Genomic DNA, 15,937 nt, shown 5'->3' on the forward strand with positions numbered 1-15,937 from the left:
TCGTATGAACACTCTTCATCGAGTTAAATCGTTTTGTCGATTTCTCAATGCCTGTGAGTGTCCACACAGATTGCTTGATAGATTGTTAAAGAGCAAAAGAAGCCAGCCAAGCATTTTAACTTAAAGCATTCGATGCTTGAATCTTTGACTTCCAGACCCTGTCGCGGGTCAGTGGTTGCGCATTATAGGGAGCCTGAATTTTTGCGCAACCCCTAAAAGGCGATTTTTCTTATCAAAGTCTTCGAGTGATTACTATTACACCAAGAAGTCCAATAATCCGCCAAATTAGGCCAGTGATGCCAGATATTTAGGGACATCGGCAATGCTATCCAGTACTACGCTCGCCTCATCCATGGCTTCCTGAGTCACCTCTTTGCCACTTCTGACCAGGATCCGCACCGGGATCCCCGCCGCTTTGGCGGCGCGCATATCATCGGCCTTGTCACCGACCATTACACTGGCAGCAAGATCCAGCTTAAGAAAACTGGCAGCACTGTTGATCATTCCCGCCTTGGGTTTACGGCAATCACAATCCTGCTTGTATTCACCTATGCCCTTCTCCGGATGGTGTGGGCAGTAATAGATACCATCGAGATCCACGCCCTTATCGGCAAAGTTCCAATCCATCCATTCGGTCAGGCTGGCAAACTGCTCTTCAGTGTAGAGCCCACGGGCAATCCCTGACTGATTGGTCACCACCACCAGCTTATAGCCTTGTTGCTTCAACGCCAGGCAAGCATCGAAGACGCCTTCGATATATTCAAAATCATCTATTTGGTGCACATAGCCGTGATCGACATTGATTACACCATCTCTATCCAAAAAAACCGCTCGGTTCACTGTTTGCCTCCCAGAAAGCGAATGGCGATATTATTCCACTCATTGGGGCAAAATGCACTGTGAGAACAGACTTATGTTGTGAGCTTCAGGACATAGAATAAGAAAAACCCGGGCATTCAGGCCCGGGGTGGGAGATGGGCGCTGACCCCGGGTGCCTGATGTTCGGGAGCACGCCCGCAGGGAGACATCAGACTTCCGGGCTCAGCATGACCATTCAAACGGGTCGTAGTCTGCAAGCACTCTGGCATATTCAGGACTCAGGCCATCGGTAGAAAAGTAATACCCCTTGCCATCGCTGCCGGTGTCATAACGTATGTCGTCATATTCCGGCATCGCCAGCAATTGTTGTCGCAGCGCCTGCTGCGCTTCGGCATCTAGGTTGTAGGGGGGAAACCCCAAAACTGAAGCCTCAAGCACCGCGGTATGGCGACAACTGGCTTCGCGTATCTGCTGCGCCAGGGTCGCGGCAACCTCCCCGCGTTGCAGTGCCAACCAACGGTTGGCATAGCTGTCTACCATGTAACGATCTGAATAGAAGAAGTGCTCATCCTCAGATATGCGCATCTTCAGATCCCTGTGTTCAGGCGCCAGGATCAAACGGATATATTCTTGCACCGCATCCACAGTATTCTCTGAGTCATCCCCCGCCACAGCCAACAGCTGCGGCAGGGAAACCAGGCGTCCGTGTTGGCTGAACAACCGGATAAAGTCCACCAGTTCCAGCATGGCTTATCCCGGCAACAAGCCACGGGACTCCAGCGCATCGGCGGCGTAACCCAGGCCGAATTTTTCCAGGGTTGACCTCAGCGGTGCCCCGGTTTGCCTGTCCCAACCAAAATCGTCATAGAACATATCCAACGCCTTTTGAATATCGTCCCTGTCCATCTTGATGGTGCCTTCATCGCCAAAGGCTTTGTCGGGATCCAGGTCGTAAACCCAGTCGCAAAGCACATCGTGCTCATTGCGCATATTCATCTCATTCATTTGAATGATGGTCAGCGCTCGGTGCAGATGCAGTACCCGCTCGGCCATAAAGTCGAGCTCAGTCTCAGTCACTTCCTTGCCTGTGACCAGAGAGAACATCTGCGATTCTATGGTGCTGTCTCCGCGGTAGTTGCGATTCTTATCCGGCGAAGCCAGCAAGGGGAACATCCAGTTACAGAGAGTCAATGAGTCGTGCAGCACGTTTTTCACCAAAGACCACTTGGCGAACTTAACCTTGGCCGGGTTGATTGGGGTATACCATTTCACCTTATCGAAAGCCCCTTCGCCCCAGAATTCGGCGGCTATGGTTTCTATCATGTCCTGAGGCAAGCCACAGTTAACAATATTGATATGGGAGTGACACTGGGCATCACGGTTGAACACCATGTTGATCAGGGTGCCCACCTGCCCTGCGGTCTCGCTGGCATGGTGCACGGCGGCGTTGGTCTTCTTATTGAAAATTTTCACCGAGGATTCTTTGTGAATATCCCAATAACCGAGATCCGGGTTACGCCCATCCAGTTTCCAGCGTTCAATCAGATCTGACATGCCATCGGCCATATGGGCAATTTCCCCTTCGCGATAGGCTATACGGCGGTAAAAATCGATAAGAAACGCCGGATCTTTCTTGTCCCACAGATCCCATGGGATGCTGTCAAACTCCTCCTTGGGCAACAGATATTGGAACATATCGTGTTTTTTGAGGTACTTGAACAGGTGCGAAATCAGGCCGTAGTTACACCAGATGCCGTAATCGTCGATCAGGTTGCCACCCAGAGCACCTGTCATCGCGTGCTCTTCCGAACCTTTCTTGGTATCCATCAGATACTGAGGCGCCAGGAATCCCATACAGACGTTGGAGATATGCTCGCTCTTGCGACCATATTTCTGTTTCAGCTCAGGCACCTTGAGCTCACAGAAGCAGCGAATGGGGCAGGCATGACAACCACCGGTGCGCTTCATCCACTTGTTGGCGTACTCTTCACCGAAGTACATCTCGGCCATTGAGGTACGAAAGCCTACCTTGTTACGTTCATTCCAGGGTACCTCGCCCAGCTCAATCTGCTGATCCGACTGCCCCCATTTAAGTCCGGGACGCGCCTTCCAGCGACTACCACTATTGGAATATTCGGCCCAGGACTGGGGAGTAGATGGCACAACCCCTTGGTTATTGGCGCCTATTATCCCCAGAATATGGTCATCGAGCCGACGCATGTTGGCATTATCGGCGGCAATGGCCACGGCCCCTGTACCTATGATGCCTATCCCTTTGAAGTTCTTTGACCCGAGCACGGCGCCATGACCTCCGGCTGAGTGTCCACCTTGAGTCATAATCACAGACAGGGGCACCTGATTCTCCCCTGCCTGACCTATGGCAGCCACCTGGGCATTGGGGCCCATCATTTCAGCTATCATGGCGTGGGTATCAAAAATCCCCTTGCCCCAGAGCGCGGCAGCCGATTCCAGCGTGACTTTGCCGTCTTCAACCCTGAGCCATACCGGTGCGACGGCGCGGCCTTCAATGGCGATGGCATCAAATCCGGCATATTTCATTGCCGGCGAAAAGTGACCACCGAAATGCCCATCGGAGATCAGATGATCTTTAATCACCGGGCTGCGGGAAGTTATAGTAGTACGACCGGTACAGATCACCCCAGAACCGGTTAGCGGGCCGGCTGAGAATACAATAATATTTTCAGGATCTGTGGCCTTGATATTATCTTTATGGCCATCCCAAAGGATCTTGTAGCCTATCCCCATACCACCTATATAGTCATGATATTTATTTGTTGATTCTGTAGTAATATTGCCGGTTGTTAAATTAACCCTTAATACTTTACCAGCCCATCCGCCAAGTTTATCTGTCATTTTCAATTACCTCATTAACCGATCAGGCCAGTATATTTTTCATATTGTTCGAGCGCGGCTTCCGCCTGTTCCCAGGTATAGAATTTAATCGCACCTGTCGGACAAACCTGAGCACAGGCCGGCTCGCCCTGACACAGGTCGCATTTCACGGCTTTCATTTTGCTGCGTACGACTTTAATCACTTGTTGTGGACATTTATCGGCGCAATAACCACAGCCAACGCAGCGCTTTTCATCTATCACTTTAGCGCCGATTTCCGGATGAGTTGAAATGGCCTGCTGCGGACATACCTGTGTACAAACTTCACAATGACGACAGGTGGCAGGCACCACAGTGCGATCGCCGCACTCCCCCCGCTGCTCTGTGTAATTAAACTGCACACCATGAGGTCCATAGTTCATGTTGTGTTCGACTTTGACCCTTGCCAGGGTTGGGCTGCAATCGCCTTCATGGTTCCAGCCACAGGCGATTTCACAGCGACGGCAACTGACGCAGATAACCGGATTAACCACCATCAAACCACCGGGTAACACCTCAACCTTTTCATCGCTGTCATTGTCACTGCCACAACCGGTAAGAAAGCTGATGAGCGTTCCACCATAGACAGTGCCTACGGCTGCCCCCATACTCCCTTTCAGCATTCCTCGTCTGGTAATCATATTGCGTTCCTTAATTAGTTTAAGAAATATTATTTAAATATGCATACACCAAATACCCGACAATTCATGCTAATTAAATCCAGACATTTTTTCCCAATCTGAGTCACATTTACTCACAGGATAACCGACCAAATTCATTAACTAAGACTCAAATCAAATATTAATTTTTCACTCTTTCAAAAATCAGAAAAAACAACTTAGACCAAACCTACGCTTATCAATTATAGCTGGAACAAATTGACGATGGTCACAGATAAATTATTCAAATTAAATAGATTAAGGCCTGCATACATTCCTAATTAGACATCCCGACAGAATCTAAAACATAAAGGAATGGGAAATGATGAAATTCAAGCCTAAAAACGCCTGGTGGAAACTATCCCCACTGGTGGTTTGCTTATTGGCTGCATGTTCCGATGGCGATGACGGCCAGGTGGGTCCTCCGGGAGAAGTGGGGATCAATATTGCCAAAGCCAAATCACTGCAGGCCAATATCGAAGCCGTAACCATAGATGAGCAAACCCGGGTTTCGGTCGACTTTTTCTTAAGCGACGCCAACGGCGTTGCCGTGACCGGACTGGAACAACTGGAGCAGGTATCAGCCTTGGCCATGGGCATAGCCAAGCTGGGCAGTGCTCAACCCATGTACGGCGATACAAGGCCAGCAGAGGGACGCTATGAGATAAGCCGCGCTCCCCAATGGATAAGCTATATCAATAAACTGGTTGAGCCGGGTACAGGTGCCACAGCCCAGGCCGCAGCGCAGTGGCAAGCCGGGATTGAGAGTGACTGCAAACTCGACTGCCTGCAGAGCCTGGGGCAGGGGCGTTACCGCTATCAATTCAGCAAGACGCTCAATCAATACCCAAGCTTTGAAGGGCTCGATACCCATTACGAGAGTGACAAGACTCACAGGGTCTATCTGGAACTCAAGCCCGCTGCAGACAGCTCACTGAGCAGCATGCTGATCAACAGTGTCTATGACTTTATTCCGGCAACCGGCCAAGCCGCCGCTGCCGAAGACAGCCGGGTATTGATAGATCAGCAGCAGGCCTGCTATCGCTGCCACGGCAGTGACAGGGATAACAGTGAGGCGCGTTTGTTGATGCACGGCAGCAAGCGTTTTGCCTTTGAAGGCTGCGTCATGTGTCACACCAGTTACTCGGGCGACCCAGAAACCGGCTCGGCGCTTGATATGGCGACCCTGACTCACAAAATTCACCAAGGCGAGTACAAGGTCGTTGGCTATCAGGGCCATGAATATGACTACAGCCAATTGCACTATCCCGGTGATATCAAGGATTGTAACAGCTGTCATATTCCCGATGCGGCGCCTCAGGCCAACCAATACTTTATTCCCGGCAATAACAGCTGCCTGAGCTGCCACAGTAAGGATGCCCCCGAGGGCTGGAATGGCAGCGCCAGTGCTTTATTCCACGATAGAGAACTCTTCCCCAGAGGCTGGCAACAAAGCTGCTCAGGCTGCCATCCGGATGCCAGCAACCCAGAGGGCGCGGGTAAAATCCACCTGAGCCTTGGCAGGACAAGCAAACTCATCAAACAGGAGTATGCCTTTGCGCTTTCCTCCGCCGCTATTGATGGCGACAAGCTGAGTATCAGCCTGGATTTTCGCAGCCAAGGCCGTCTGCCTGCAGACGATCCGGCCATAGAGTCATTGTGGTTAACGGTCAGTGGCGATCCCGAGCCGGTTAATCGTCCGCTCAACAACGGTCAGCGCAAAATTTGGAATTTGGCCAACCCTGGGGCCGATGTCAGCCTGGCCATGCAGGGACACAGCCTCAGCGCCGCCATAGGCCCGCTTCAGGCAGCGGACTTTGGCGAGCCGGACAAGACTCGGGTGCAAGCCAAACTGCTTGTCTGCGCCGATCCCGCGACAGGCTTTGCTGTGGCTTGTGATACAAGCGCTACCCGCATCGAGGTGATTGCCGATAACCCCTTGTCACTCACAGGCTCTGCGGCGAGTAATAAAGCCCTTGCCGATGAGGCTGCCTGCCGGCGCTGTCATGACAGCGACATGCAGCAGCGGGTTGTCAGCGCTCATACTCTGGCGAGCCGCTTCCAGCCGGGCAATGACAGCTGCGGCAGTTGTCATGCGCCTCAAGGAGCTACGGCCCTGACCGACAAGAGCTGCAACGACTGCCACAACAATGGCACTAACATGTACCTGAATGCCGGACTGAAACACACTCCTGGCATGGATCAAATAAAAGCGATCCGTACCCTGAACAACAGTCTGAACTACAGGGAAATGGTGCATTCGCTGCACAGTGGTACCCGCACTGTGGCCGGAATGGGCGCCGACAGAGAGGCGGCCACCTATCCGAAACCGGCCAGTGATTGCCGCGCCTGTCATATCAAGGGCCAGCTTACGCTGGATGGCCTGAGTCAGAGCGCCTCCGTGTTGGTTGCCACTCCCGGCGCAACCGAGAAAGGCCAAATCGCCGAGTATTCTCCCACGGTTGCAGCCTGTGGTGGCTGTCATATCCAAGTGGAAAAATGGGCCAGCCATGCCGAAGCCTTCGGCGGTGTTTTCCGCAAAGATGCCAGCGGCGGCCCTGTCTATCAGAGTGGCAGCGAGAGCTGCGCCGTTTGTCACGCCGAGGGACGTAATACCGGCGTCGACATGATGCACGGCCTCAAAGACTGACCCACTCGCTCCCATCGGCAAAAACGGCGCCTCGGCGCCGTTTTTCTATTTTGCATTTGAATGTGAACAGGCTCCCGGGCTCAAAACCTGTCAATCCGGTAAGGATGCAGTGATAACGCCGGCTCGTCACCATCAAACTCGCTGGCCAGCAACTCTGCCGTTATCGCCGCCCAGGTCAGCCCAAGATGTTGATGACCAAAGGCAAACCAAACGCCCTTCTGCTTCAAGCTCGCTCCCAGTATCGGCAAACTATCCGGCAAAGAGGGTCTGAACCCCATCCAGCGCTCACCTTGTTCGGCACTGGCAGAGGAAAATACCTTTGGCAGCAGCGCCTGGGCATGGGGCAGCAAACAATCGGCCCTGAAGGGATCCATGGGCGCCTTGAGCCCGCCGAACTCCACAGTGCCGGCCAAACGGGTACCGCCGCGCATTGGGGTAATGATAAACTTACGCTCGAACGACGCCACAGGGCGAGACAAACCGCTGACTTGCGGCATCATCAGGTGGTAGCCGCGTTCGGTATCCAGCGGCACCTCATGGCCCAATTGCTGCGCCAGGGGTTTGGACCAGGCGCCGCAGCAGAGCAATAGTCTGTCGCAGTGCCAGGATTGCCCCTGACTGTCACCGAGGCGGACACCTTGCTTGTCCGGCTGCAATTTATCGATCTCGGCGCGCAGCACCTGCCCACCGAGTGCCTTGAAGTGCAACTCCAAACGCTTGCAGAGTTCAAAAGGTGATGGCGTATGCGCCACCTCAGTGAAAAACAGTGCAGCCTTGATATTGCCGGACAGCGAAGGCTCAAGCCGCCTGACTTCATCACCACTCAATAGCTTCACCGCCACACCGGCCTTGGTATAGGCCTCAAACTCCTGCCGGGCAGCTTTTTCATCCCGCTCGAACAACAGCAGGCTGCCGTTTTCACACATCAACTCGCTGGCCTCGGCTTGTGCCAGCAACCGACGCATGGCGCCTATGGCTTCACGGTTCAAAGCCGCGATCGCCGCACCATTTTTACGTCGCTTGGCGGGCAACATATTGGCCATAAAGCGGCAAAACCAAGGCAAGGCTTTGAAAAAATACCCGGGACGGATCCGAAACGGGCCTTGCGGGTCCAGCAACATTCCAGGGAGCCGAGGCACAAGAGAGAAAGACGCCAGCGGAAACATCTGCTCGGTGGCAAAATGTCCGGCATTACCGAAAGAGGCCCCTCGCCCCGGCTCATCTTTATCCAACAGGCTCACCTTGAATCCCTGCTTTTGCGCGGCTATGGCGCAGCAAAGCCCGACTATGCCGCCCCCTAAAACCGTCAGTTCTCCCTTTGAGGACACTGTGCCATCTTGTTTGCTGTTCATCTGTTTTCTCCCTGCGCCGGGCAGCCAAAAGCCTTAAATAACGAAACGCTTTTCCCAATCACCACTATCACTGATTGTGTTTGGTCAAATATTTTTGTATACAATATACTTTATCTCTGACAATATCCACAGCTGTTAGCCCGCAAGGGATAAAGAACAACAACTAAATCAACAAGAGGTCTGTACCATGAAACCAAACTGGCAAGGGGTGTATCCTGCAATTTCAACCCAATTCAATGCCGATGGCTCAATCAACTTTGACTCCAATCGCCGTATGCTGGAAGCCCTGATCCACGACGGTATTGACGGCATCATAGCGCTGGGCACTGTGGGCGAGAACGCCTCTCTGAGCGCGGCCGAGAAGCGCGCCTTTATCAAACATACAGTCGAAACCGTCGCCGGGCGAATTCCGGTGATCTCCGGCTGCACCGAGCACAGTGCCGAGCAAGCTGCCGAATACGCCAAAGATGTGGCCGCTCTTGGTGTCGATGGCCTGATGTTATTGCCCGCCGTGGTTTATCGCGGCACAGACAGAGAAGTGCTGGCGCATTACCGCCACGTCGCCCGCGCAACCACCCTGCCCATCATGATCTACAACAACCCAGTGAGCTATGGAGTGGACATCAATTTGGAAATGACCGCCGAACTCGCCAAAGAGCCCAACATAGTCGCCATTAAGGAATCGACTACAGACACCCGCCGCCTGACCGAACTGCAGAGCCGCTTCGGCGACCGTTTCATCGTCTTTTGCGGTGTCGATGATATTGCCCTCGAGTCACTGCTTCTGGGAGCCGATGGCTGGATATCCGGCCTGACAAATGTCTTCCCGAGAGAGTCTGTTACCTTATACCGCCTGGCCCGCGCCGGCCGACTGCAGGAAGCCAGAGAGCTGTATCGCTGGTTTATGCCGCTGCTGAGACTGGACACCATCCCGACTCTGGTACAGTGCATCAAGCTGGCTGAAGAACTGGTGGGACGCGGCAGTGAACATGTACGCATGCCAAGATTGCCTCTGGAAGGCGAAGAGCGCGCCTATGTACAGCAACTGCTTGAGCAGGCACTGGCAACGCGCATAGACCTCGACAAGTACAATCTGGACTGAGCCAAGAGCGGCACCAAGGAGAACTTATGCTCAAAGGGACTTTTTTCTGTATCGATGCCCACACTTGTGGCAACCCGGTACGCCTGGTAACCAGTGGCCATCCTGAACTTAAGGGCCAGACCATGAGCGAAAAACGCCAGCATTTTCTCTCGCAGTTTGACTGGATCCGTCAGGCGTTGATGTTCGAACCCAGAGGCCATGACATGATGTCCGGTGCTTTTCTCTACCCGCCCTGCTCGGCCGATGCCGACGGCTCTATTCTGTTTATCGAAACCAGTGGCTGCCTGCCCATGTGCGGCCATGGCACCATAGGCACAGTCACCGCCGCACTGGAAGCCGGCTTGTTGACACCGCGCCGGGAAGGTGAACTGCTGCTCGATGTGCCCGCAGGCCAAATACGCATCGAGTATCAACGCAGTGGCGCCAAAGTCGACTGGGTAAAGCTCTACAACGTTGCCGCTTATCTCGCCCATGCGGATAAAGTCATCGACGTACCCGGCCTTGGCTGCCTCAAGGTCGATGTGGCCTACGGCGGCAACTTTTACGTAATAGTGGATCCGCAAGAAAACTTTCCCGGACTCAGGCAATGGAGCGCCGCCGATATTCTGCGCTGGAGCCCACTGGTACGGGAAGCGGCCAGGGCGCAGCTTGAATGTGTTCACCCGGATGACGCCACAGTTCAGGGCATCAGTCATGTACTGTGGACAGGCGATTGTCTGAGCCCGGAATCCAATGGCGCCAATGCGGTGTTTTACGGTGACAAGGCGATAGACAGATCGCCCTGCGGCACAGGTACCAGCGCCAGAATGGCGCAGCTGCACGCCAAAGGCATGCTCAATGCGGGAGACAGTTACACCCATGAATCCATCATTGGCAGCCAGTTTATCGGCCGTATCGAAGGCACCACCCGCGTCGGCCAGTTCGAGGCTATTTTGCCCAGTATTCAAGGTTGGGCCAGAGTCACCGGGCACAACAGTATCCTGGTTGATGATGAGGACCCTTACGCCTATGGATTCCAGGTGCTGTGAGCTGTCATCACAGTCAACACTGGATAGCCCAGACTCAAGTGCCCACACATTAAAGGAGACCCCATGACAACAGAGATCCCCAACCGCCATGAGGCGCTCGTCAAGGAGTTAGCGTCACAACTGACCGGCCAACATCTAATCGCCGGGCAATGGCAGAGTGAGACAGATGTCGAACGGTTTCAAAGCCTGGATCCGGTCACCAATCAAACGCTGGCGCTCAGTTTCGCTGAAGCCGGCGAGCGCCAGATAGATGCGGCAGTCACAGCGGCCGGTGCCGCCTTTGTTCAGTACCGGCAAACACGGCCGCAAGCCAGGGCCGCCTTCCTGGAGGCCATCGCCACCGAGCTTGAAAACGACAGCGTGCTTATCACGGCGGCGGCCATGCTGGAATCCGGCCTGCCACAAGCGCGGATAAACGGCGAACTTGGCCGCACCGCCAATCAGCTCAGGTTGTTCGCATCAGAGCTCAGAGAGACGCCAAGTCCTCTGTTGATAGACAAAGCCAACCCCGAGCGCACGCCGCTGCCCAAACCCGAACTCAGATTGACCCAGCTGCCTCTCGGGCCGGTTGCCGTATTCGGTGCCTCCAACTTCCCGCTGGCATTTTCCACCGCCGGCGGTGACAGTGCCTCGGCACTGGCAGCCGGTTGCCCCGTGATTGTCAAGGGCCATCCTGCACACCCGGCCACCAGTGAACTGGTGGCCCGCGCCATTGCCCGCGCTACCTCTCGCTGCGATATGCCAAGCGCCGTATTTTCCCTATTGCAGGGACGCAGGCCAGAGCTATCGACTGGCTTGGTATCTCACAGCGGTATTCAGGCAGTAGGCTTTACCGGCTCATTCAAGGTAGGGAGGCTCCTGGCCGATTGCTGCGCCGCCAGAGCCAAACCCATTCCCTTTTATGGCGAACTGGGCTCAATCAACCCACAGCTGCTGCTGCCGGGTAAATTGCAAGCCGAGGCAGAAACCCTCGCCGGCCATCAACATCAGTCGATGTTGATGGCTCAGGGGCAATTCTGTACCAGCCCAGGGCTTATTCTGGCATTGGCCGACAGCGAATCCAGCCAAAAAGCCCTTGCACGTTACCGTAGCGTCCTGAGTCAGGCTATCACTGAAACCGAGGCGGCTCCCATGTTAACCCCGGGAATTGCCGAGTCATTTCAAACCCGGAGCAAGCAGCTGCTCGCCAATCCGGCCCTTGAATTGCTGGCTCAGGGTAAAGCCGCCGCGGCGCTGCATCATACCCGGCCACTATTGCTGGAAACCGGTGCCGAGAGCTTGCTTGCCAGCCCTGATCTAATGGAAGAAGTGTTCGGCCCCTTCGCCCTGTTGGTGACGGTCAAAAGTGAAGCCGAACTGCAGGCTGTGATCCAGGCGCTCGATGGCCAGTTAACCGCCAGTGTCCATGCCACCAGCAGCGACTTACAAGGTTATCCGGACGTTTTGGAGGCGCTGCAATACAAGGTAGGCAGACTGATTTTTAATCAGATGCCAACTGGCGTCGAGGTTTGCCATGCCATGAACCATGGTGGCCCCTTCCCCGCCAGCACAGATCTGCGCAGTACCTCGGTAGGCACTCAGGCTATGGCTCGCTTTCTCAGGCCTTTGAGTCTGCAAAACCTGCCTTCTGAGCTGACAAACAGCTTCAACCAGGGGCAAGTTTCGGATAAACACCTAGGCGCACGCTACTTCTAAAGCACATCTTGCGCGGCATTGCAGAGGGAAACCCAAGTGGTTTCCCTTTATTTATCTGAGCATTCGCTGTAGTCTTATTCGGATCAAAACCGAATAACGTATACAAAGACGGGATCTATGAGCCGAACTACGCCCATCGTTCATAAAACGCGCACCCAGGTTGTGGTCGAAGTGCTGCGGGAGAAAATTCTTTCAGGTGAAATCGCAGCAGGCGAACCGCTGCGTCAGAGCGCTCTGGCAGAAGAGATGAATGTCAGCCGGATTCCGGTCAGGGAAGCCCTTTTGCAACTGGAAGCCGAAGGCTTGGTCAAGTTTGAAGCCCATAAGGGCGCCACGGCTACCGAATTGTCGGTGGAGCAAGTCAGCGAGTTATTTGAACTCAGAGCACTGATTGAAACTGATCTCCTTGCCAAAGCCATTCCAAACCTGCAGGATGAAGATCTGCGTCAGGCCGAAGCCGTACTGGACAAACTGGAATCCGCCTTTAAACAGGATAATGCCGTGGGCAGCTGGAGCGAGCTCAACACAGAGTTCCACACAAGTTTGTACCGCGCCGCCAACCGTCCCCACACCATGGAAGTCGTACATGGTCTGAACACCAACTGTGATCGCTATATTCGCTTACAGTTGTTGCTGACAGGTGGGATCCCCAGAGCCGAGCAGGATCACAGGGATCTGCTGCAATTATGTCGGCAAAAGAAAATAGATGAGGCCGTGGTCCTGCTGAGGGCCCACATACTGCACGCTGCCAACGCCATTCGTGAATTGGTAGCCCAACAGGTGAGCTGAAAAATCACGACCCTTTCCAAGCAATAGCGCTTTAGTTGTCCAAAAGACAGATCTGGCTTCTGTCTTTTTATTTTGAGAGTAAATTCAATGCAGTACGCCACTATTACCGGCTGGGGAAAGTGCGTTCCCCCCGCCGTACTGACCAACCATGATCTGGCCACCTTTATCGACACTTCCGATGAATGGATTAAACCCAGAACAGGGATCAGCCAGCGCCATATCAGCCACGTCAACACCTCGGAATTGGCCACTGTAGCCGCTCAGCATGCGCTGGCCGCCGCCGGCATCGAAGGCAGCGAACTGGACATGATTATCCTGGCGACCGCCAGCCCGGACACCCTGATCCCCAACATAGCCTCAACAGTACAGGCCAATGTCGGCGCCAACTGCGCCGCCTTTGACATCAACGCCGCCTGCAGTGGCTTTCTCTACGGGGTTGGCTTGGCAACCGCTCAAATCAAGAGTGGTCAATGCAAGAAAGTCCTGGTGGTCGGCGCCGAACGTCTGAGTTTCTACCTCGACTGGTCAAGAAGAGAAACCGCGGTACTGTTCGGTGATGGTGCAGGTGCCGTGGTACTGGAAGCGACAGACAGCCCATGTGGCGTACTGGGCTATGAACTCAACAATGATCCAGGTGGCCGCGACATTCTCAAAGCCAGCTTTGGTACAGGCATGGACAGATTTGTTGCCGAGTCACTGGACTTCTACATCCAATTCGATGGCCAGGAGATCTTCAAACGCGCCATCAACGGCATGGGCAAACTCAGCGCCCAGGTGTTGGAGAAGTGTGGTCTGGACAAAGAGGAAGTCGATTGGGTTATCCCCCATCAGGCCAACGAGAGGATCATCGACACTCTGGTACACAGAATGAAGATCCCCAAAGAGAAGGCCTTCGTCAACATAGCCAACTATGGCAACACTTCGGCAGCCACCATTCCTATTGCCATCTGTGATGCGTTGGAAAAAGGCATGATCAAGCCAGGACAACATATTCTTTCCTGTGCCTTTGGTGCCGGCCTCACCAGCGCCGCCTTGCTGCTGAAATGGGGTGATAGAGTCACGCCACTGAAGCAGAGCGATGCCAGCCTGCCGCCATGTGAACAGACAGGAATTGAGCTGGTAAAACGCGCGGTAGACTATTTCTGCCATCGCGATAAGGCCTGAGATAAAGCCTGAGCCGAATGACCTGTTTAAAAAAACGGTGCCGTGGGCACCGTTTTTTATTGCCATTGTCTATACGGCTTTAGCCTCTGCCGTTTTCAATCTTGGGTATCAGGCCGAAACCGGCCATACGGGCACCATCTTGCTGCCGTGCTCGGCGACAATCGCCATTATCCCCAGCTGCAACTCCTCGGCGACTTCCTGATAAACCGGTAAACTGGTGGTGCCGACATAGGCCAGTACATTCAACTCGAGCCCGGCGTTGCCAAAACCCTTGAAAGTGACCCGCATCGGTGATTCGTCCACCTTCTCATGTTGCTTTAGCAAGGCTTTGATATCATTGATTATCGCCTGCAGCTGTTTGGCATCTGTGCTGTAATCGAGACGTATCTCTGTCTTGAAACGGATTTTCTCCCGCTCTGAAATATTCTCTATCTCCATTTCGGCCAACTTGGCGTTGGGCATATGAATGACAGAACGATCCAGAGTTCTGATGCGGGTACAGCGTAGCCCTATCTCCTCCACTGTGCCGCGAACGCCGCCGAAATTACCGATATTGCCAACCTTGATAGGCGCGGCTGAATAGAGGGTGATGGTGCCAATCAGGTTTTCTATCGACTGTTTCGAGGCCAAAGCGATTGCCAGCCCCCCGATACCCATCCCGGCCAGTATAGTGCCGGCATTAAAACCCAGGTGCTCAAGCCACAATAAGGTCGCCAAGCTGAGCAGGGCCACCCGCAAAAAATTCCCAAGGGGTCGCAACAAGGAGGCCGCCTGTTTGTTGCCCTTGGCTATCCAGCGCTCCCTAAGGCTGCTCTGTGCCAGCCCCACCAGCGCCCATATCAACCAAACTGTGGCCAGAATAAAGAAAAAGCCTGTGTTGACTATCTCCTGCATAGCGCCACTCAAGGTACTGTTGGCAAGCATGGCCCTATCGAGTGCCACAGCGGCAAAGAATCTCAGAGGGCCGCGAATAAAGGCGCCCAATTCAGCCTTGAGCGGGTGTGATGAACGCGAAAGCGGCCATTGCAGCAACCAGGTCACAGGTACCACGAATAAGAACGCCAGCGCCAGATAGGCCAGCATCATGGCCCATTCCCACAGATTCAGGGTAAACAGGTGTCCTTCAGGAATGTGCTCAATAAACCACTCCACCACAGGGCCATAACCCAAGGCCTGGTAAAGTTTTGGGAGCTTGGCAACAGTGGCATTGGAAACCTTCCACAGACTGCCGTATTCAGAGCTCGGCACCCGCTGCAACAGGAGCTGATAGGCCTTTTTTTCGGCTTCCAAACGGGCAAATCCCTCCCGATAGGCGGGCAGCTTGTCGTCGGTTTTGCCCTCCGGGGTATCATCCAGCTCTTGCGGGTTGAGCCAGAGATTACGCTCGATAATCGCCAGCAACTGCCTGGCATAGAGCGGCCCCTGCTCCGCTGTCATGCCGGTGGGAAGAAAACGCAGATCCAGATACTCGGCCGCGGTTTGGTAATCCCCGTCTCTGGCGTATTGCATAAAGCCCTGCAGGGCGCCTCTGGGGGTATCCCTGAACAAGGGGTCGCGATACTCATAAGCCGCTGCAGCACTTTGCTCGCTTGGCGTTTCCGGTGCAGGTTCGGCCGCCGGACATAACCCAGGCCAGAGCAACAGAATAAATAATCCTATGCCAATCAACACTCTATTCATTAACGCGCTCCTTGCCACTATAAGATAAAGTACCAATCCATCCGCTGTAAGCACTTCAAGCTGTGTTCAAGCCAGAATGCGCCAGGGAGTTATTGGCACCTTCAACA

12 protein-coding genes are annotated in these 15,937 nt (G+C 54.1%); 6 read left to right on the top strand and 6 right to left on the bottom strand.

Features of this window, described 5'->3' with window-relative positions; genetic code table 11:
* Nucleotides 1–285: 285 nt before the first annotated feature.
* From gmhB to ACMHXI_RS15860, 4 genes are all read right to left on the bottom strand, one after another.
* Nucleotides 286–840 carry a D-glycero-beta-D-manno-heptose 1,7-bisphosphate 7-phosphatase gene (gene gmhB / locus ACMHXI_RS15845; protein WP_096142695.1) on the bottom strand — a complete coding sequence of 185 codons (555 nt, stop codon included), beginning with the start codon at nt 838–840 and terminating at the stop codon, nt 286–288.
* Nucleotides 841–1,041: 201 nt separating this feature from the next.
* Nucleotides 1,042–1,566, bottom strand: coding sequence for a hypothetical protein (locus ACMHXI_RS15850; protein WP_025887193.1), 525 nt, complete (start codon nt 1,564–1,566; stop codon nt 1,042–1,044).
* Between the two features lie 3 nt (nt 1,567–1,569).
* The gene (locus ACMHXI_RS15855; RefSeq protein WP_109248720.1) at nt 1,570–3,693 is read right to left on the bottom strand and encodes an aldehyde ferredoxin oxidoreductase; all 2,124 of its coding nucleotides are present in this window, start codon (nt 3,691–3,693) and stop codon (nt 1,570–1,572) included.
* A gap of 14 nt (nt 3,694–3,707) precedes the next feature.
* Nucleotides 3,708–4,352, bottom strand: coding sequence for a 4Fe-4S dicluster domain-containing protein (locus ACMHXI_RS15860; RefSeq protein ID WP_413735451.1), 645 nt, complete (start codon nt 4,350–4,352; stop codon nt 3,708–3,710).
* Between the two features lie 340 nt (nt 4,353–4,692).
* On the opposite strand from ACMHXI_RS15860, the gene ACMHXI_RS15865 reads away from it, so the two are divergent.
* Nucleotides 4,693–7,020 carry an OmcA/MtrC family decaheme c-type cytochrome gene (locus tag ACMHXI_RS15865; protein ID WP_109248721.1) on the top strand — a complete coding sequence of 776 codons (2,328 nt, stop codon included), beginning with the start codon at nt 4,693–4,695 and terminating at the stop codon, nt 7,018–7,020.
* 80 nt (nt 7,021–7,100) lie between these two features.
* Here ACMHXI_RS15865 and ACMHXI_RS15870 read toward each other — a convergent pair whose 3' ends face one another.
* The gene (locus ACMHXI_RS15870) at nt 7,101–8,372 is read right to left on the bottom strand and encodes an NAD(P)/FAD-dependent oxidoreductase (protein ID WP_109248722.1); all 1,272 of its coding nucleotides are present in this window, start codon (nt 8,370–8,372) and stop codon (nt 7,101–7,103) included.
* Between the two features lie 187 nt (nt 8,373–8,559).
* Here ACMHXI_RS15870 and ACMHXI_RS15875 point away from each other — a divergent pair, with 187 nt between their 5' ends.
* The 5 genes from ACMHXI_RS15875 to ACMHXI_RS15895 all read left to right on the top strand — a co-directional run bounded on the left by ACMHXI_RS15875 (nt 8,560) and on the right by ACMHXI_RS15895 (nt 14,150).
* A complete protein-coding gene (locus ACMHXI_RS15875; RefSeq protein ID WP_044734698.1) occupies nt 8,560–9,474 on the top strand; it encodes a dihydrodipicolinate synthase family protein in 915 nt (304 codons plus the stop codon).
* 26 nt (nt 9,475–9,500) lie between these two features.
* Nucleotides 9,501–10,502 carry a 4-hydroxyproline epimerase gene (locus ACMHXI_RS15880; RefSeq protein ID WP_093983378.1) on the top strand — a complete coding sequence of 334 codons (1,002 nt, stop codon included), beginning with the start codon at nt 9,501–9,503 and terminating at the stop codon, nt 10,500–10,502.
* A gap of 63 nt (nt 10,503–10,565) precedes the next feature.
* Nucleotides 10,566–12,197 (top strand): aldehyde dehydrogenase (NADP(+)), encoded by a 1,632-nt coding sequence (locus tag ACMHXI_RS15885; RefSeq protein ID WP_413735454.1) that lies wholly within the window; start codon nt 10,566–10,568, stop codon nt 12,195–12,197.
* 117 nt (nt 12,198–12,314) lie between these two features.
* Entirely contained in the window at nt 12,315–12,986 is a 672-nt protein-coding gene (locus ACMHXI_RS15890) for a GntR family transcriptional regulator (protein WP_025011106.1), read from the top strand.
* 87 nt (nt 12,987–13,073) lie between these two features.
* Nucleotides 13,074–14,150 (top strand): ketoacyl-ACP synthase III, encoded by a 1,077-nt coding sequence (locus tag ACMHXI_RS15895; RefSeq protein ID WP_028780812.1) that lies wholly within the window; start codon nt 13,074–13,076, stop codon nt 14,148–14,150.
* Nucleotides 14,151–14,258: 108 nt separating this feature from the next.
* Here ACMHXI_RS15895 and ACMHXI_RS15900 read toward each other — a convergent pair whose 3' ends face one another.
* A complete protein-coding gene (locus ACMHXI_RS15900) occupies nt 14,259–15,830 on the bottom strand; it encodes a mechanosensitive ion channel family protein (RefSeq protein ID WP_109248724.1) in 1,572 nt (523 codons plus the stop codon).
* Nucleotides 15,831–15,937 lie beyond the last annotated feature (107 nt).

Source organism: Shewanella sp. BJSY2023SW005, assembly GCF_047314585.1.
In the GTDB taxonomy this organism is placed as follows: domain Bacteria; phylum Pseudomonadota; class Gammaproteobacteria; order Enterobacterales; family Shewanellaceae; genus Shewanella; species Shewanella algae.